This is a genomic window from Microcystis sp. LE19-10.1B, from assembly GCF_027530565.1.
Classification (GTDB): domain Bacteria; phylum Cyanobacteriota; class Cyanobacteriia; order Cyanobacteriales; family Microcystaceae; genus Microcystis; species Microcystis aeruginosa.
In genome coordinates this window covers 15,204-31,971 of record NZ_JAPZQM010000183.1, presented here as the reverse complement: position 1 = coordinate 31,971, position 16,768 = coordinate 15,204, and the positions used below count along the sequence as shown (strand labels likewise).

The 16,768-nt window shown below is 45.3% G+C and carries 15 protein-coding genes; 8 read left to right on the top strand and 7 right to left on the bottom strand.

The window, feature by feature from the left end:
- The first annotated feature begins 72 nt into the window (after nt 1–72).
- Nucleotides 73–1,659 carry a serine/threonine-protein kinase gene (locus O9332_RS06695; protein ID WP_002759608.1) on the top strand — a complete coding sequence of 529 codons (1,587 nt, stop codon included), beginning with the start codon at nt 73–75 and terminating at the stop codon, nt 1,657–1,659.
- 365 nt (nt 1,660–2,024) lie between these two features.
- Here O9332_RS06695 and O9332_RS06690 read toward each other — a convergent pair whose 3' ends face one another.
- Nucleotides 2,025–3,065: a fatty acid desaturase gene (locus O9332_RS06690; protein ID WP_002759606.1), complete on the bottom strand. Its 1,041-nt coding sequence runs from the start codon at nt 3,063–3,065 to the stop codon at nt 2,025–2,027.
- 493 nt (nt 3,066–3,558) lie between these two features.
- Nucleotides 3,559–4,473, bottom strand: a complete 915-nt coding sequence (locus O9332_RS06685) for a Sll0314/Alr1548 family TPR repeat-containing protein (RefSeq protein WP_002759604.1) — start codon at nt 4,471–4,473, stop codon at nt 3,559–3,561.
- 85 nt (nt 4,474–4,558) lie between these two features.
- On the opposite strand from O9332_RS06685, the gene O9332_RS06680 reads away from it, so the two are divergent.
- Both O9332_RS06680 and rsmG read left to right on the top strand, forming a co-directional pair.
- Nucleotides 4,559–5,206, top strand: a complete 648-nt coding sequence (locus O9332_RS06680; RefSeq protein WP_002780686.1) for an ABC transporter ATP-binding protein — start codon at nt 4,559–4,561, stop codon at nt 5,204–5,206.
- Between the two features lie 133 nt (nt 5,207–5,339).
- Entirely contained in the window at nt 5,340–6,017 is a 678-nt protein-coding gene (gene rsmG, locus O9332_RS06675; RefSeq protein WP_288024426.1) for a 16S rRNA (guanine(527)-N(7))-methyltransferase RsmG, read from the top strand.
- Between the two features lie 2 nt (nt 6,018–6,019).
- Here the strand turns inward: rsmG and cax are convergent, their stop codons facing one another.
- From cax to O9332_RS06660, 3 genes are all read right to left on the bottom strand, one after another.
- Nucleotides 6,020–7,108 carry a calcium/proton exchanger gene (cax, locus tag O9332_RS06670; protein ID WP_288024409.1) on the bottom strand — a complete coding sequence of 363 codons (1,089 nt, stop codon included), beginning with the start codon at nt 7,106–7,108 and terminating at the stop codon, nt 6,020–6,022.
- 26 nt (nt 7,109–7,134) lie between these two features.
- Nucleotides 7,135–7,758, bottom strand: coding sequence for a YdcF family protein (locus O9332_RS06665; RefSeq protein ID WP_002759600.1), 624 nt, complete (start codon nt 7,756–7,758; stop codon nt 7,135–7,137).
- A 156-nt stretch (nt 7,759–7,914) separates the two neighbouring features.
- Nucleotides 7,915–9,399 (bottom strand): site-2 protease family protein, encoded by a 1,485-nt coding sequence (locus O9332_RS06660; RefSeq protein WP_288024405.1) that lies wholly within the window; start codon nt 9,397–9,399, stop codon nt 7,915–7,917.
- 104 nt (nt 9,400–9,503) lie between these two features.
- Between O9332_RS06660 and O9332_RS06655 the strand changes: the two genes are divergently transcribed.
- The 3 genes from O9332_RS06655 to thiL all read left to right on the top strand — a co-directional run bounded on the left by O9332_RS06655 (nt 9,504) and on the right by thiL (nt 11,403).
- Entirely contained in the window at nt 9,504–10,175 is a 672-nt protein-coding gene (locus O9332_RS06655) for an MBL fold metallo-hydrolase (RefSeq protein WP_288024423.1), read from the top strand.
- A 140-nt stretch (nt 10,176–10,315) separates the two neighbouring features.
- On the top strand, nt 10,316–10,438 hold the full coding sequence (locus O9332_RS06650; protein WP_288024429.1) for a hypothetical protein: 123 nt from the start codon (nt 10,316–10,318) through the stop codon (nt 10,436–10,438).
- Nucleotides 10,435–11,403 carry a thiamine-phosphate kinase gene (thiL, locus tag O9332_RS06645; RefSeq protein ID WP_288024402.1) on the top strand — a complete coding sequence of 323 codons (969 nt, stop codon included), beginning with the start codon at nt 10,435–10,437 and terminating at the stop codon, nt 11,401–11,403. Before O9332_RS06650 ends, thiL begins: the two co-directional genes overlap by 4 nt.
- Before the next feature lie 3 nt (nt 11,404–11,406).
- Here the strand turns inward: thiL and ffh are convergent, their stop codons facing one another.
- Together ffh and O9332_RS06635 are read right to left on the bottom strand one after the other, a co-directional pair.
- Nucleotides 11,407–12,843 carry a signal recognition particle protein gene (gene ffh / locus O9332_RS06640; protein ID WP_002759594.1) on the bottom strand — a complete coding sequence of 479 codons (1,437 nt, stop codon included), beginning with the start codon at nt 12,841–12,843 and terminating at the stop codon, nt 11,407–11,409.
- 170 nt (nt 12,844–13,013) lie between these two features.
- Nucleotides 13,014–13,430 (bottom strand): hypothetical protein, encoded by a 417-nt coding sequence (locus O9332_RS06635; protein WP_002759593.1) that lies wholly within the window; start codon nt 13,428–13,430, stop codon nt 13,014–13,016.
- Between the two features lie 84 nt (nt 13,431–13,514).
- On the opposite strand from O9332_RS06635, the gene hslO reads away from it, so the two are divergent.
- Nucleotides 13,515–14,429, top strand: a complete 915-nt coding sequence (hslO, locus tag O9332_RS06630; protein WP_002759591.1) for an Hsp33 family molecular chaperone HslO — start codon at nt 13,515–13,517, stop codon at nt 14,427–14,429.
- A 63-nt stretch (nt 14,430–14,492) separates the two neighbouring features.
- A complete protein-coding gene (locus O9332_RS06625; RefSeq protein WP_002759589.1) occupies nt 14,493–16,448 on the top strand; it encodes a hypothetical protein in 1,956 nt (651 codons plus the stop codon).
- The last annotated feature ends 320 nt before the right edge of the window (nt 16,449–16,768 follow it).

The following is a 16,768-nucleotide window of genomic DNA, read 5'->3' as shown; positions in this document are numbered from 1 at the left end:
CTTGAGGAGAATCTCTTAAAGTGCATTGTTAAGGTGTGTTAGTAAAAAAGATCGGTCAATTGGTGATTCTAGATGACCTACTGCCTTAATCCCAACTGTACTCAACCGAAAAACGCCCCGACAGCGTTAATCTGCGAGAGTTGCGGTTCAAAACTTCTTCTGCACGACCGCTATCAAACCCTACGCATTTTGGGGAAAGGTGGGTTTGGGGCAACTTTTGTTTCATCGGATCTGTCCCTACCAGATAAGCCCCTCTGTGTGGTCAAACAACTGCAACCTCCCCCTCAAGATGCTAATGTTTTTCGCATGGCGAGGGAACTTTTTGATCGAGAAGCGGCCACCTTGGCAAAACTGGGAGTTCATCCGCAGATTCCCCGATTATTGGACTATTTTGAAGATAATCAACAGTTTTATCTAGTTCAAGAATACGTTAAAGGTCATAACCTGCACCAAGAGGTCAAAAAACGCGGACCGTTTAGCGAAGCGGGAGTCAAACAGTTTTTAAGTGAACTCTTGCCGATTTTGAAATATGTCCACGAGCAAAAGGTAATTCATCGGGATATCAAACCCGCTAACCTAGTTCGTCGGCAAACAGACCGAAAATTGGTTCTGATTGACTTCGGGGCTGTCAAAAATCCAGTTAATAGCGTCATGGCCAATGCCGATTCTCAAACCGCTTTCACTAATTTTGCCGTGGGTACCCAAGGTTTTGCCCCCCCCGAACAGATGGCCATGCGTCCCGTTTACGCTAGTGATATCTACGCGGTGGGAGCTACCTGTCTCTATCTACTCACGGGCAAATCTCCTAAAGCGATCGAAGTTGATATTAATACAGGTGAATTACTCTGGGAAAAATTAGTCAAGGTGAGTCCCCAGTTTGCTAAAGTCCTGAAAAAAATGCTGGAAGTCTCTGTCCGTCATCGCTACAAATCCGCCCAAGAGGTAATGGATGCTTTAGACATGACGGCTTATGCCGATAGTCTAGCCCAAAGTTTAATCGCCGCTCCAATGGTTACTTCCCAGCCCCCCCGACAAGATTCAGGTTCGATAGCCACTTCCTCCGTTTCTGTCCCTCTCAAGTCTAAATTTCGTCCCAAAAATAAAAATCCAGAGGCCTCTCCAGATAATATGCTGGGGGGACAGATGGCTTTTTCACTGTCTAATACAAATGTATTGACTAAAAGTCAAGCCCGCAGCAGCACAGAGCTAACCTTACTGAAGAAAAAACCCCGCTTAGATGAAAAAGCGATTCTCGATGCTTACAATAACGGCCGGCGCAATTTCGCCCAAGAGGAATTACCAAATCTCAATCTGGCCAAAGCCAAACTTTTGGGCGTCAATTTCTGTCAATCCAAATTAACAGGAGCTAATTTACAAGGGGCAAATCTGTCCAATGCGGATCTGGGCCGGGCTAATCTCAGTCAAGCTATTCTCAAAAGTACCAATTTAAATAATGCCTATCTCGGTTATGCAGACCTAGAAAAGGCCGATTTACGCGGGGCTAATCTCACCGGCGCCCATCTTCGCTACGCTAATCTCAAAGATGCTAATCTTTGCGGGGCTAATCTCTCTGATGCCCAAGTAACTCAAGAACAAATCGCCCTGGCAAAAACCAATTGGTTAACAGTTATGCCCAATGGTAAACGCAGTTACTGGTAATCTTTCTTCAGTGATCAGTCAACAGTAATAGGAAACTTCTATTTAGGGTTTGCTGAAATAAATCTAAAAACCTTGTTGGGTAAAACTTTTAGACTTTTTGTCAATCAAAAAGTCCAGGACTGGGAGTGATCAGGGGGAAAATTCAGGTACTTTTTCCCTGAAAATTAGGTAGTTGACCACCTGAAAATCGGTAAAACCCTACACCCCACCTGCCCCCCCGATGTCGGGGGGGTTGGGGGGGCCACACCCTGCCCCCAAGAAAAACTTTTTGCCGCAAACCCTATTTAATACTGTCACTTAAAACTCAAATCTGATCACTGACAACTTACCCACTGATAACTGATAACTGATCACTGATCACTGATTTAACCGCGGCTTTCCTTAAAGGTTTTGTAGGCGGTTTCGGAGTCGAAAATATGGCAATAATCAACGATTCGCTGCATTAATGCCCAAGAAAACTCGGTTTCTTTCAGGTGACTACCCCAATTTTCTTTGAGACTAGCGTGAACTTTGCGGAGGTTATAGGAAGGAATCGCCGTCGAGATATGATGGGGGATATGGACATTAATATCGTGACAGAGAATTTCTACCCAACGGGGATAGCTACAGTGAACTGTCCCTTCTAGTTGCGCTAAAGCTTGATTCCAGTCTTCGGGATAGGAAAATTGAATATCGGGGTCTGTGTGATGGACAAGGGTAAAGGTACTCATCCAAAAATGATAGACAAACCAAGGTACCACCCAAAATTTAACCAATCCCCAAACACCAGTGTAGAAAATTAGGGTTGGGAAAAAAATAGCGGCAAAAACTAGGACGACAATCATCGAAAAGCGCGCTTTTTCCCGTTCGTTCTCTTTGAATTGTTCGATGTTGAAGTGTAGAATAGCCCAGTGGGCGATCGAACCAAGCCACCAGAAACGTCCGCGAATGCCGCGATAAAAGAGACGCACTAAGGGATTGGCCGAGTTAAAAGCTTCTAATTCCCACGGATCCCAAGCATTATCTATAGTTACCATGTTAGTTTTAGTATGATGGCGATCGTGCAGGAAACGCCAGCAGTGGAAGGGATAGATAAGCGGTAAGAGGAAAATATGACCGACAAGATCATTAACCCAGGGTCGATTGGAAAAAGACCGATGACCGCAATCATGCGCGATCACAAAAAATCCCGTTAAAGCTGTACCAGTGAAAATCCAAGCTAAAGGCAGTAAATACCAGGGAGAATAAACTAGCATTGCATAACCCGCAATGACCGCCAAAATATTCGTAATCACTCCAAACCAAGCTTTAACTGGGTCTTTCTGGAAATATTCTTTGGGAATGGTTTTAATAATATCTTTCAGTTTAAAGTCTGGCTCGATCGAGGTGATCAACTCCCCATGCAATTTATCCGTCGTTGCCGTCATGAAATCTCCAATTACACTTAGGTGAACCCTTGACAAGAAATCAGCTAGGAGGTTTGGCTAAATTCTGCTCCTTACCACAAGCCAATTTTTTTGTCAATATATTTTGAACTTTAATTAATAAACTTCCGCGAAGCTTAATAATCCTTTACTTTATATACCATAAGAGGAGATTTTCTGTTTTGGCAAAATTGGACGGCGGGTGCATCTCATTTTTGTAAATCTACCAATTGGGATTTTTACGGCGAAACTCTCGCCTAAAATCGGGCATTACTTCCGATTTTATCACTCAATCCCAGCTTTTGGGGGGTTCTACCCCCCAAACCCCGGAGCGCATTAGCTTTTCGGTGAGATGCTTACAGGCAGCTGCTGATACATTTGTCATCATCTAAGAGTCACTGACAATTCCTGATTGTCGGTATTCCTGCAAATGTGAGATGCACCCTTGACGGCTGCCTCTTGCCTTCAAAAACTGATAACTGATAATAGGCTTTTTTCAACGATTAGCTGTGTTTTCTAGGGATTTAATCTCCTCCTGTACCTTACGGTGTTCGCGATTTAACTGTTTTTTGACCGATTCGGGGAGTTGTTCCTGTTTTTTCAGGGCATTATTAAAGTAATCTAATGCCAATTTCAAAGAGCCAGTATTTTTATCCGTATTGCCTTGAATTCTTAGGATTTGACCTTTGAGATACATTAATTCCGGATTATCGGGGGTCGCTTTCAGAGCGTTATCGATAAACTGCAAAGCCTGATCGTACTGCTTTAAATCCCGGTAAGCTAGAGCGATACCTCGATCAACCAAGTAATCAGGACTCCCATAGGTTTCTAGCCGTTGAATTGCCTCTTGAGGACTAGAAAAGGGCAGATTAACCGCTAAAATCAAATCCATATAACCCTTTAACAGGTTCAATTCCGGATCCGTAGGATTAACCTTTTCTGCGGTTTCCAAATACTGAAACACCTGTTGTAGTCTGGGGATAGCCGATACTGCTCCTTCGGTTTGAAAAACGTAGGTTCCCTCCAAAAAACTCCCCACCGCGAGATACAAATTTCCCCTTAAGGGGTCGCTGGCCTGCATTTGCTTGGCCGCTTCCTTAGTTTTCTCGGAGTAGGTTTTTAGGGTGTTCCAATCCTGGTCGGTAAAAGCAAGAGAGGCGCGCATAGCATGGGACAAAGGTTCTTGGGGTTCCTTTTCTGTGGCCTCAACAATTAATTTTTTTGCCTCTAGATAGTTACCTTGTTTAAAAATAGCGTTAAAAGCGGCCTCGGTCTTATCACCAATCGGTCGGGGATTGGTTTTGCGGAAAGGATCTCCAGCTAAACCGGGACCAATCCAGTTAACCACTACCATAACAGCCAGCGAAGCACCGATCGCCATTTTTTTCGTTAAACCTAACCGCAGCGCCATGGTTAAAAGTCTCCTTGAGCGAATGAAAAAATCTGTCACAATAGAAACGAGTTTCTAGACTTAATTTCCAGTTATTTTCCTGTCAATGCTTTATCTCAAAGATGTGGTTTATCATCCCCCCGCTGCCCTCAATCCCATTTTACAGGGGATTAATCTCGAATTAGCCCCCCAAGAATTAGGTCTGATTGTTGGCCCCAGTGGTTCCGGAAAAACGACTCTTTTGGAAATTTTAGCAGGCTTTGCCGATAAAACAGGAGGGACGATTCACTGGCGCGACCAAGAATTAACGGTGCTGCACCTGCAACAATTAGGAGGAATCGTTTTTCAGTTTCCCGAACGTCATTTTTGCGGTAAAACCATCCTTGAGGAGTTGCGTCTCGGTCATCCAGAAATTAAAAGCGATCGCCTAACGGCGGCCTTAAAGGAGGTAGGATTAGAAAATATTCCTCTGGATACTTCTCCCCACAATCTTAGTGGGGGTCAACAGCGTCGTTTATCTCTCGCTGTCCAGTTAATCCGGCAGCCTAATCTGTTACTTCTCGATGAACCTACGGCCGGTTTAGATTGGTCGATGCGTCGTCAATTGGCTAAACTTCTCGCTAGTCTCAAACAACACTGGACTTTATTAGTAGTTAGTCACGATGCCGGAGAATTACTCCCCATTGCTGACCGTCACTGGAAAATTGAACAAGGACATTTGAGGGAATTAAAAAGTGAAAAAACAGATAGTTGAGGTTTTAGGGTTTTGGGGTTTTTAGTTGAAATTCCCCACTTCCCCACTTCCCCACTTCCCCACTTCCCCACTTCCCCACTTCCCCCATCTCCTGTCTCCTGTCTCCTGTCTCCTGACCTTGATTACTGAATTAATGATCCTTCCTGAATTATTTGACCTTTGGCAAGAAACCCTAGAATGGCAACCCGATGGGGCCATACAAGCGCGATTTCAACAACTTTATGACTTGATTTTAGAGGGTAATCAACGTTGTAATCTCACTCGAATTACCCAACCGGAGGAGTTTTGGGAAAAACATCTTTGGGATTCTTTATCGGGTTTAGCTTGGTTACAAAAATCCCAGCCAGATTTATTGACAAAATCCCTATCAGTCATCGATTTGGGGACTGGGGCCGGATTTCCGGGGGTGCCAATTGCGATCGCATATACCCATTGGTCGGTGACTCTCTTGGATTCCACCCAAAAAAAGATTAATTTTCTTGAAGAAGTTATTGACAAATTAGAGTTAAATAACACGAAAACTCGTTTAGGTAGGGCGGAAATCGTCGGGAAAAACCCTAAACATAACTGTGCTTACGATATCGTCTGTTTGCGAGCGGTAGCTAATGTGGATATCTGTGTTAACTATGCTTTGCCTTTCCTGAAAAAGACCGGAATCGCTATCCTCTATCGTGGTCAGTGGTCGTCGGAGGATAGTTCGAGTTTAGAGAAGAATTTAGGGAAAGCTGGTGGTAAAATCCTCGAAATTGCCAGTTTTACCACTCCCTTAAGCGAAAGCGTCCGTCATTGTCTATATATCTCCAAGAAATAACTTTAAGCGGTGAGAGGATGGAAAAAGAAAGCCAAGGCCAGGATAGCATAGGTAGCTAAGAGTAACATTCCTTCTAACCAATTCGATCGCCCATCACTACTAATCGAATTAGCCAACCACACCGCTACAGCCACTGCCACTAACTCAAAGGGATTAAAATTTAGATCCATGGGCTGACCGATAATATAACCCATGATAACCAAAACTGGAGCCACAAACAGGGCGATCTGCATACTGGAACCGACGGCCACAGATACCGATAGATCCATTTTATTCTTAAGGGCGACGGTGACAGCCGTAGCGTGTTCGGCCGCATTACCGATAATAGGCAAAAGAATTACCCCGGTAAACAGCGCCGTTAAACCTAGCTGTTCCGTAGCCTCCTCTAGGGATGCCACCAATAACTCCGATTCTACGGCCACGGCGATGGTAACGATCAATAAAATCAAAGACCAAAACCAGACTTTCGGCCTTGCGGCTCTTTCTCTGGCGCTTTCCTCCTCGATACCGGCAACCCCGACATCGTAGAGATAGGTGTGGGTTTTCATGGAAAACAAGAGACTTAAACCATAGACGAAAATTAACACCGCTGCCACGGCCACGGATAGACGTTGCAGGACTGCTTCCCCGACTCCCGTGGAGGTAAATTCCACGGCAGTGGGTAAAAGAATCGCCACCACCGCTAAATTCATGGCTGAGGCATTTAAACGAGCGGTTATTGGTTGAAATTCCTGTTCTTTGAAGCGTAAACCGCCTAAAAACATCGATAATCCCATAACTAAGAGTAAATTACCGATAATTGAGCCAGTAATCGTCGCTTTTACCACATCGATGAAACCTTCCCGCAAAGCGACATAGGCGAGAATTAATTCTGTGGCATTGCCAAAGGTGGCATTCATCAAACCGCCAATATTTGGCCCGACCACCACCGCAATCGCTTCCGTGGCTTCCCCCATGTAGGCCGCTAGGGGGATAATGGCTAGACAAGCGGTGATAAAAACAACTGTTCCGCCCCAGTGTAACAGCGAACCGGCGATCGATATAGGCACAAAAATCAATAGGATGGCGAAAATGGTGTTTTTGCTTAACATAAAGTGAGTATTTTGTCAAGATAATTTTATTTTGATCGGAGATGGGAACTAGAAGCGGATTCTAGCCAAAATTCCCCGGTGGAACCGCTTATTACCCATAATATTGCCCTAAAACCGTCTCTGAGGGACTTTTCTAGGGGTTCGGGGGGTGATTGGGAGGGAACAGTCACCGGTTTAATCATAATTCCGCGACTACCAAAAACAATTTCTCCCACTAATCGCGCCCTTCTCATGTGATTATCGGAAGTGACTAGATAGACACTATCAATACCTTGGGCTTTCAGTTGATCGGCTAGGCTAGTAAAGTTAGTGACAGTATCTCGCGCATTGTAATCGAGATGGAGACGTTCTGGGGGAATTCCCGCTTTTTTAAAAATCTTTCTCACATATCGTCGCGGACTACCGGAAGACACCCAAATCGGTAGATCGGGATATTCCTTAGCCAATTTTGCCGCAAAACGTTCTCGATCGGCATGACCTCCCAAAACAAAAATCGCTTCCGGTTTTAGCCACTGCTGACGTAAATCGTGGTATAACCAGCCTAAACTCGCCAAAATTAGCGGAATAGCCAGCAATTTTAACCTAGATTTGCCTAACTTCCCTTTCAGAGAAACTCGCTTTTTTCTCTGAGAATTAGCCTTGAGAACCATATATCAGTGATCTGTGAGCGTTTGTCAACCTTCAGCTTTGTGGATTAAAGTGATCGAGGGTGAGGATCATCGAACTCACTTGACGTAGGAGATAGGGATTTTATTCCCTAACTGACCGATAATTTTCCCAGAACTCAGGTTGATTGATGCAGTCGCTTACATTCCCCACCAACGGGCCACCGCTTCGGGAAGGGGGAGCAAAATACTTAATAATAAAGCCAGGGAAAATAAACCTAATAAATCTCGTTTATTATCCAATTCGGTGACATCATTTAAAGCTGGTTGATCGCTGACTGGCATTAATAAGAGAATAATCGCCCAGAGTAAAAAATCTGGTTGCACTAGGGCTAAAATAAACATGAATAATCGAGTTAATTGACCGATAATTATGGCGGTTTTCTGCCCATACATGGCGTGAACAATATGACCACCATCCAATTGACCCACGGGCATTAAATTTAGGGCTGTAACGATAATTCCTACATAACCAGCTACCGCTAAAGGATGTAAATGGATCGCTTTTCCGGCGATTAAATTACTGCCGAGGGCTAGTTTAGCTAGGATAGACAAGAGAAAAGAAAACTGCGGATTTAACGCCTGAAAATTTAATAAACTGCTTTGATTAGTTAGGGGAACTATTTCCGAGAGGTACAACCCCCAAAACAGTAGAGGAATAGCGATAATTATACCCCCCAAAGGACCGGCCACCGCCACATCAAATAAAGCTTTGCGGGTGGGTACAGGCGATCGCATTTGAATAAAAGCCCCGAAGGTGCCTAGGAAGAAAGGAATGGGGATAAAATAGGGCAAGGTAGTTTTAATTTTATATTTAACTGCTGTAAAATAATGACTGAATTCGTGCAGTCCTAAAATAGCAATTAAGCCTAAACTGTAGGGTAAACCTTGCAATAATAAACTAGAATTATTTTCTAATTGTTGGGCAGTAATGCCACTTAATCCCGCACCGACCACTGTGGTAGTTAAGATAGTTAATAACAATAAACCCAGGGCAAGAAGGGGGCGAGTAACTTTTTCAGTTTCTATGGTTTCTGTTTTTTGCTGCCAGGGATTAGCCACAAGAGCGAAAAAAGGTTGTCCCTGAAAACTTTCTTGGAAAAGCAATAAAAAGCGATCACCAAAAACCTTTTCCACATTGTTTTTAATCACTTGATAAGCTTCTTCGGGAACTGCTCGCAATTTCCCCCGACAGAGAATTGCTTGGGGACGATAATCGATATTTTGCAGATAATAAACACCCCAAGGAAAACAATCTCTTAGGTATTTTTCCTCTTCGGCAGTGATCGGTTTTAAATCATTTTTAGGTGCAGGATTATCAAGATTTTCTAGGACTAAATTCGCTGTTTCCGCTGGTGATGGGGGGCTTTCTTGGGGAGTAATCCGACCCATTTGTACTAGCCACCAATACAAAAAAGGGCAGATCACAAAAGGACCGATCAGCAAAAATGCCGGCATGGGGGTATCCTCTCCATAGATTAACGTCCAGCCGGTCCAAATAAGAGCCGGAGTCATCAGGACTAACCAAATTAACCAAATTGGTGTTGTCGTGATTTTGGCCACGCTACGCTTGACGATAAAATAAGTGAAACCACCAAGAATCCCTAATAACAACCACATTTCCATATCGGCTCTTTTCTCTTGAGTAAAAGGCGGCTAATTTCAGCCGGCCCGGTCATCGATCGTGCTAAGTTATAAACCGCATTGATTGTGATTTGGATAGGCAAACCATGCGATCGGAAACCGAATCGTCTCCTTTAGAGGTTAGCAAAACCACAAAACCCCCTCGATTAATTCTAGAAGGTTTATACGCTTTCTCGCCTAATCGGGAAACCCTAGGGGGAACCTCTTATCTTATTGTAGAAAATACCGGCAATATTCTGGTGGATTGTCCTAGCTGTGAGGAGAGCGAGCGAGATTTTCTCCTAGAAAAGGGTGTCCGTTACCTATTTTTTACCCATCGCGGGGGTCAGGGTAAACAGAGCGATTCTCTGCAAAGTTTACTTGATTGTGAGATTATTCTACAGGAACAGGAAGCTTATCTGCTTCCTCACCGTCAAATTACCGTTTTTCAGCAGCAAATCCAGTTATCTCCTACTTGTAGCGGTTTTTGGACTCCCGGCCATTCTCCCGGCTCCTCCTGTCTCTACTGGCAGCGTCACGGGGGGGTTTTATTTACCGGTCGTCATCTTCTCCCCGACACTAAGGGTCAACCGCAACCCCTACAGACCGCGAAAACTTTCCACTGGCTGCGGCAATTGCGATCGCAAAGGGCTATTTTAGACCGTTTTAGTCCGGAAACCCTCTCCTATCTTTGTCCGGGGGCTAATACCGGCTTTCTGCGCGGTCGGGGAATTATCGATCGCGCCTACGAAAAAATCAGCGCCAATCCTCTTAACTAGGGTCTGCTGAATAAATCTAAAAACCTTGTTGGATAACGCTTTTAGACTTTTTTTCCCTCAAAAAGTGCCGACCATTGGAGTGATTGGGGGGAAATTTTAGGGACTTTTTCCCTGAAAATTAGGTAATTGACCACCTGAAAATGGATAAAACCCTACACCCCACACCCCACACCCCACACCCTACCCCCACGAAAAACTTTTTGCCGCAAACCCTAACTAAAGACTTTTTAGAAGCTGCATTGTTCAATTCCCAGAAATTATGAATTTAACCGTTAAAGATTTGGGTGAACAGGGATTGCTACCGATTCTGCAAAAATATTGTCCTGCGGAGATTATCGGTGATGATGGGGCGATTTTATCGATCAAAGAGGGTTACTCTCTCGTTGTCACCACTGATGTTTTAGTTAATAACGTCCACTTTAGCAATCTTACTACCTCTCCGGAAGATGTGGGCTGGCGAGCGGCGGCGGCTAATTTATCCGATTTAGCGGCTATGGGGGCAGAACCCCTGGGAATTACGGTAGGATTGGCTTTAACTCCCGATCTAGCCATCGATTGGCTAGAAGGACTCTATCGGGGTCTTAGCTCTTGTCTGCAAGTATATCAGACGGCGATCGTTGGTGGCGATGTCTGTCGGGCCACGGAGATTAACATCAGTATCACTGCCCTGGGACAAGTGGCAAAAAATGAAGAAATTAGACGTTTTAACGCAAAAGTTGGCGATAGTATCGTTATTACTGGTTATCACGGTTTATCGCGGGCTGGATTAGAGTTACTCTTTCACCCTGAAACCGGGAGGAATTTAAATTCCGCCCAAAAAAAGCGATTAATCCAAGCTCATCAACGGCCGCGACCGAGACTCGATTGCATACCACATTTACAAAAAATTGTCAAGCAATTTCCCATCGCGGGCATGGATAGCAGTGACGGGTTAGCAGATGCCATCATGCAAATTTGTCGCTGTAGTGGGGTTGGTGCCGAAATCGAGAGGATTCCCCTGCATCCAACCCTGAAAGAATATGTAGGAGCCGAAAAAGCTCTAGAATGGGCTTTATACGGCGGTGAAGACTTTGAGTTAGTTTTGTGTTTGCCTCCGGACAGTGCCAGAGAATTGCTCGAGAAAGTGGGGGAAGAGGGGGCGATAATCGGTCAAATTGTCCCCGGGAAAGAGATAAAATTAGCCGACGGTAGAAACCTCAGTTTAAGCTCTGGATTTCAACATTTTTAGCCTCTATAAATCGCCAAAACCTTTCTTTTTCTTGATTTTCTTTGGTTTTTTCGGGCTGCCACCCTGACCGCGGAACCCCGGTTGATTGCCACCCCCAAACATTCCGCCACCCATACCGGGCATCCCCGGCATAGCGGGCATTTGTCCCCGTCCCATCTGTTGCATCATCGATCGCATTCTGGTGAAATTAGCAATTAGTTTGGTCACTTCCGTTTCTGGATGTCCCGAACCTTTGGCAATGCGACGACGACGATTAGGAGACTTAGCCAATAAATCGGGGTTAGCGCGTTCCTCCGTGGTCATGGAATTAATCATCGCTTCCGTGCGTTTTAACTCTTTTTCGCCCTTTTCGATGTCTGTACCGCTCAGTTTGCCCAGACCGGGGATTAACTTTAAGACTCCCCCCAGGGAACCCATATTTTTTAACAGCCGCATCTGTTTGAGGAAGTCATTAAAATCAAACTTAGCCTCTAAAATCTTGGCCTGCATTTTGGCCGCGTCTTCTAGGTCTAACTGTTCCTGAGCTTTTTCCACTAGCGTCAGGACATCACCCATATTGAGGATGCGACTGGCAAGGCGATCGGGATAAAATGGCTCTAAAGCTTCTACTTTTTCGCCAACCCCAACAAATTTAATCGGTTGTCCCGATATTTGCCGCACTGATAAGGCCGCACCACCGCGAGTATCGCCATCAAGTTTGGTGAGAATTGCCCCCGTGATGCCGATTTGTTGGTGAAAAGTGTTGGTAAGACTGGCCGCTTCCTGACCGGTCATGGCATCCACCACTAATAAAGTGTCGTCGGGCTTGACAATTTTCTTGATTTGTGCTAGTTCGCCCATCATCTGGGTGTCTATTTGCAAACGACCGGCGGTGTCGATGATAACGGTATCTACGCCCAATTCTTTGGCTTTTTCCACACCTTGACGGGCGATATCGACGGGATTAGCCTGAGAACCCATCTCGAAGACGGGAACATTTATCTGTTTACCGAGGGTGATTAATTGGTCAATGGCCGCGGGACGGTAAACATCGGTGGCCACCATCAGGCAGCTTTTGGACTGTTTGCGGAGATATAGGGCTAATTTGGCGGTGGCGGTGGTTTTTCCTGTCCCTTGCAACCCGGCCATTAAAATTACGGTGGGGGGTTTATCGGCCTGAGCTAGGGGAACGTTGCTTTCCCCCATAATTTTAACTAATTCATCATAGACAATTTTGATAAATTGCTGACCGGGATTGACTCCAGAAATAACTTCAGCGCCGAGGGCTTGTTTCTCGACCTCAGCAATAAATCCCTTGACTACCTGTAGGTTAACATCTGCTTCTAATAAGGCCCGCCGGACTTCTTTGAGGGTTTCTTGTATATTGGCCGAGGAGATTTTATCTTGACCTCGTAATTTTTTCCATGCGTCTTCTAAGCGGTCGGCCAGTGCGTCGAACATAGTTTCGGAATTAAATTTTTAACTAGATCGATTTTATCTCAAATGTCGGGGGAAGACCCCTGTTCTTAGCCTGTCATTAGTCCAGGGCCTGCATAGTGCAGCCACTCTCCCGGTGTAGGAGAGTGAGCAGCGGGGAGAGACAATCCATAATTGGGTTTTTAAAGTGCGATTTACTTACTAGCCACTCCTAAATCCTTCACTTCTAACTTTTGATTGCTCAAAAATAGTCGTAATTTCAACAAACTGAGAGTTTGACCGAGATTGAGGGGAAGGAAAGAAATGCCTTCTAAACGCGATTGTAACCAACCATCGCCCCAATACCATTCGTGATAGCCATCGATACCTTGACTCAAAAGCAAGCGTAAACACTGGTCATTGGCCAATAAAACCTGATGTTGTACGGGAATTAAACCTAACCAAGAGGTAAAAGTCAAACCTTCCTCTAATTTATCGGGTAGATTGGGCGAGAGCATTTGCGGCCACAGCCATTGACGGAGATGAGCAGTTTTGAGCAAACTATCCCGGATAGCCTGTTCACGGGCCGAGATTTCGATACGCAGCTGACTTTGTTGAAAATTGCCGAACATATTGTTGTCTGATAATTTTTGTTAAGTTAGTTAAAGAATAACTAAAAATCGGGACAGCGTTTTCCAAGGATAACAGTAAGTAGTATGGCAGATAAATTAATCCGCGCCACGGCCGCCGATGGCGGAATTAGAGTAGTAGGAGTGATTACCACTCGTTTAACCGAAGAAGCCCGCCAAAGACATAAATTATCTAACGTAGCCACTGCCGCTCTCGGTCGCACGATGGCATCGGCTTTACTCTTGGCTTCCAGTTTAAAAAAACCCGGTTCTAGGGTCAATATTCGCATTAAAGGCGACGGTCCCCTAGGCGGTGTTTTAGTTGATGCTGGACTCGATGGCACGGTGCGGGGTTATGTGGACTGTCCCCAGGTGGAATTACTCCCCAATGCTCAGGGTAAATTAGATGTGGGTCGCGCCGTGGGTAACAAAGGTTATGTGCGAGTCTTGCGGGAAGAAAAAGGTGAGGAGAGAAATGAACTTCAGGAAAGCATCGTCGAGATAGTTTCTGGGGAAGTGGGGGAAGATATCGCCTACTACCTAGACCAGTCGGAACAAATTCCCTCCGCTTTGCAAGTGGGGGTTTTTGTCGGTACGACCACAGGAGTAACGGCAGCTGGGGGAATTTTATTACAAGTTCTCTCGAAAGAGGCCGCCAGGGATGAGGTCTTGGTGGCTCGTTTAGAGTCGAGATTGCGAAAATTAACGGGATTTACACCCCTTTTACGAGCAGGAAAGGGTCTAGAAGATATTTTTCAGGAACTTCTCGGAGATATGGGTCTAGAAATTTTTCCAGCTGTGCAGATGCTGCGTTTTGATTGTGACTGCTCTTTTGAACGGGCCTTAGGAGCTTTAAAATTCCTTGGGGTCGATGAATTAAAAGACATTATCGAAAAGGATAAACAAGCGGAAGCCATCTGTGAGTTTTGCCAGGAAGTGTATAGTGCCAACGAGACGCAATTAATCCAATTAGTCGAGTCTCTACAAGCTGAATCTTGCTGAGAAGTTGGGCAATGAGCGCCCTTAGGGTAAAATCTATCTAAAATATCCGTCAGGGAGTCGTGAATGTTTAAAGGAAAAGAATTAACCAAAAATCTAGTCAAACGAGAATCGATTGACTCCCTGACTCGTTGGCCAGAGAAAACTAAGTCTTTTCTTTTTCTCTTTTGGTCTCGATACCAGCATCGTTTCACTTGGAAAGTTTGGGCGGCTTTATTTGTCGTCGTCTTTGGCGGTGTTGGCTTTCTCGCCACTTGGCAGTTATTAAATATGCAGAAGTCGCCCAATTGCCCAAAAATCTTCTGGCCTATTGCTTCTGCCTCCCTGCGTCTCTACTGCGCTCAACTTTCCGCCGATAGTCGCACCGTGGAGGGTTTACTCGCAGCAATTGCCCTAGTGGAAGCTTTACCCGATGACCATCCCTTGCGATCGCAAGTTAATCAACAGGTGGAAGAATGGGCGCGAGATATCCTGAATTTGGCTGAAAAAGACTATCAAGCGGGAAATTTACAGCAAGCGATCACTAAAGCTCGTCAAATCCCCAATAATATGGCAGTAGCGGCAATTATTGAAGAAAGAATCGCTAAGTGGCAAGGAACTTGGACGGAAGGCAACGATATCTTAAGCAAACTAGAGGAAAATCTCCGCGCTTCCAACTGGAATCAATCTTTCCGCCTAGCAGTGGATTTATTGAACTTAAATAACGAATATTGGGCAACGGTTAAATATAATGAAGCGCTCGCTAAAATTACCGTCGCCCGGGAAGATAGCAGTAAATTAGATAATGCCTTTAATCTCTTTGCCCGGGGCGGTCTCGACAATTGGTTGAAAGTCATCGAAGAAGCTAGAAAAATTCAAGCCAGCAGTTATGCCTATCAGGAGGCAGAAAAATTAATCGGGAAAACCGAGGATAAACTAAAAGAATACGCCGAAAGATTAATTGAGCGGAAGCAATGGCAAGCTCTCCGGGATTTGGCTAACCAAACCCCCAAAGACCTCAAAATTAAAGAAGATGTCACCGATTGGTCCCTCTTGTCCGCAGCGGCCTTAGATGCGGAAGCCGGCACGGTGGAGGGATTGGAAGCCGGCATACTGGGACTAGAACAAATCGACGCTTCTCGACCTCTCCATCAAACGGCCCTAGCTATGAGGGAGCGCTGGCAGTTACAGGTACAGGATCTAAGAATACTGTCCGAGGCTAGAGATTTAGCACAAGCAGGTACGATCGAGCAGTATAGCACCGCTATCGCGAAAGCGGGCGAGGTTCCCCGTAATAACCCCCTCTGGTCGCAAGCACAGCAGGAAATTGCCTCTTGGAATCGTCAAATACAAGTGATTGAAGACCGGCCGATTTTAGAACGGGCGCAGGAAATCGCTCTCCCCGGCGATATTAATTCCCTCAGTAACGCTATTATTCAGGCGCGGGCAATCGCTAAGAATCGGGCCTTATACCGAGATGCCCAAAGGGAAATTCGCGACTGGCAAGTGCGGATTGAACGCATGGAGGATCAACCCATTTTAGATCAGGCTCAAGCTTTGGCCAATCTCAAAGACTATAGCACAGCGATCGAAACTGCCAATCAAATTCCCCCCGGTCGCACTCTTTCCTCGGAAGCTTCCCAAAATATCCGTCGTTGGCGCCGAGAGTTGCGGGCCCGTCAAAATCTCCAACAGGCTAATCAATTAGCGGCGACGGGAACCGCAGAAGGTTTAACCCAGGCGATTGCTTTAGTTACCAATATTTCCACTAAAACCGATGCGGGTGTGCAACGGACTGAATTGCTGGAACGTTGGAGTTATCAGCTTTTGTCTTTAGCCACGGACCTAGCTAATAATGGCAGTTATCTGGAAGCTATTCGCCTTGCTGAATCCGTATCCCCGGAAAGTACCGCTTACAGTTCGGCTCGCTCCCAAATACGAGGCTGGCGCAATATTCTCCAACCTCCGGCCCCACCACCAATAGTTGAATCGACTCCCCTTTCCCCAGAGTCCCCGATAGAAGCACCAAGTCCGGGTCAATAATCAGTTTTAGGGGCTGTTTTTGCCGTGGATTACCCCTAAAAAAAGTCCCTCATCCCCAGGGGTCTGTCAAGTTAAATCTGTATTATACTAAATCCTGTTTACAAGGGATAGGATGGCGGGGGAGCGGGGAGAAACAATCCATAACTTGGGAGTTCATCGCACTATTCAAAACCGATTTAGTATAAATTGCCAACAAATAACCAAAGCCAATTTTAAAAAGATAATAAGTAGGTAGGCGTTAAAAATTATCAGACACCCCCCTTATCAAGGCTGTCCATTAGTCACATCTTTCTTAACATTTCAAACCTTTGTAGCACAAG

Bases quoted from the DNA above. Each gene is read 5' to 3' on its own strand.
- O9332_RS06695 (WP_002759608.1), top strand. From the start codon at position 73: ATGACCTACTGCCTTAATCCCAACTGTACTCAACCGAAAAACGCCCCG.
- O9332_RS06690 (WP_002759606.1), bottom strand. From the start codon at position 3,065: ATGACGGCAACGACGGATAAATTGCATGGGGAGTTGATCACCTCGATC.
- O9332_RS06685 (WP_002759604.1), bottom strand. From the start codon at position 4,473: ATGGCGCTGCGGTTAGGTTTAACGAAAAAAATGGCGATCGGTGCTTCG.
- O9332_RS06680 (WP_002780686.1), top strand. From the start codon at position 4,559: ATGCTTTATCTCAAAGATGTGGTTTATCATCCCCCCGCTGCCCTCAAT.
- rsmG (WP_288024426.1), top strand. From the start codon at position 5,340: ATGATCCTTCCTGAATTATTTGACCTTTGGCAAGAAACCCTAGAATGG.
- cax (WP_288024409.1), bottom strand. From the start codon at position 7,108: ATGTTAAGCAAAAACACCATTTTCGCCATCCTATTGATTTTTGTGCCT.
- O9332_RS06665 (WP_002759600.1), bottom strand. From the start codon at position 7,758: ATGGTTCTCAAGGCTAATTCTCAGAGAAAAAAGCGAGTTTCTCTGAAA.
- O9332_RS06660 (WP_288024405.1), bottom strand. From the start codon at position 9,399: ATGGAAATGTGGTTGTTATTAGGGATTCTTGGTGGTTTCACTTATTTT.
- O9332_RS06655 (WP_288024423.1), top strand. From the start codon at position 9,504: ATGCGATCGGAAACCGAATCGTCTCCTTTAGAGGTTAGCAAAACCACA.
- O9332_RS06650 (WP_288024429.1), top strand. From the start codon at position 10,316: ATGGATAAAACCCTACACCCCACACCCCACACCCCACACCCTACCCCC.
- thiL (WP_288024402.1), top strand. From the start codon at position 10,435: ATGAATTTAACCGTTAAAGATTTGGGTGAACAGGGATTGCTACCGATT.
- ffh (WP_002759594.1), bottom strand. From the start codon at position 12,843: ATGTTCGACGCACTGGCCGACCGCTTAGAAGACGCATGGAAAAAATTA.
- O9332_RS06635 (WP_002759593.1), bottom strand. From the start codon at position 13,430: ATGTTCGGCAATTTTCAACAAAGTCAGCTGCGTATCGAAATCTCGGCC.
- hslO (WP_002759591.1), top strand. From the start codon at position 13,515: ATGGCAGATAAATTAATCCGCGCCACGGCCGCCGATGGCGGAATTAGA.
- O9332_RS06625 (WP_002759589.1), top strand. From the start codon at position 14,493: ATGTTTAAAGGAAAAGAATTAACCAAAAATCTAGTCAAACGAGAATCG.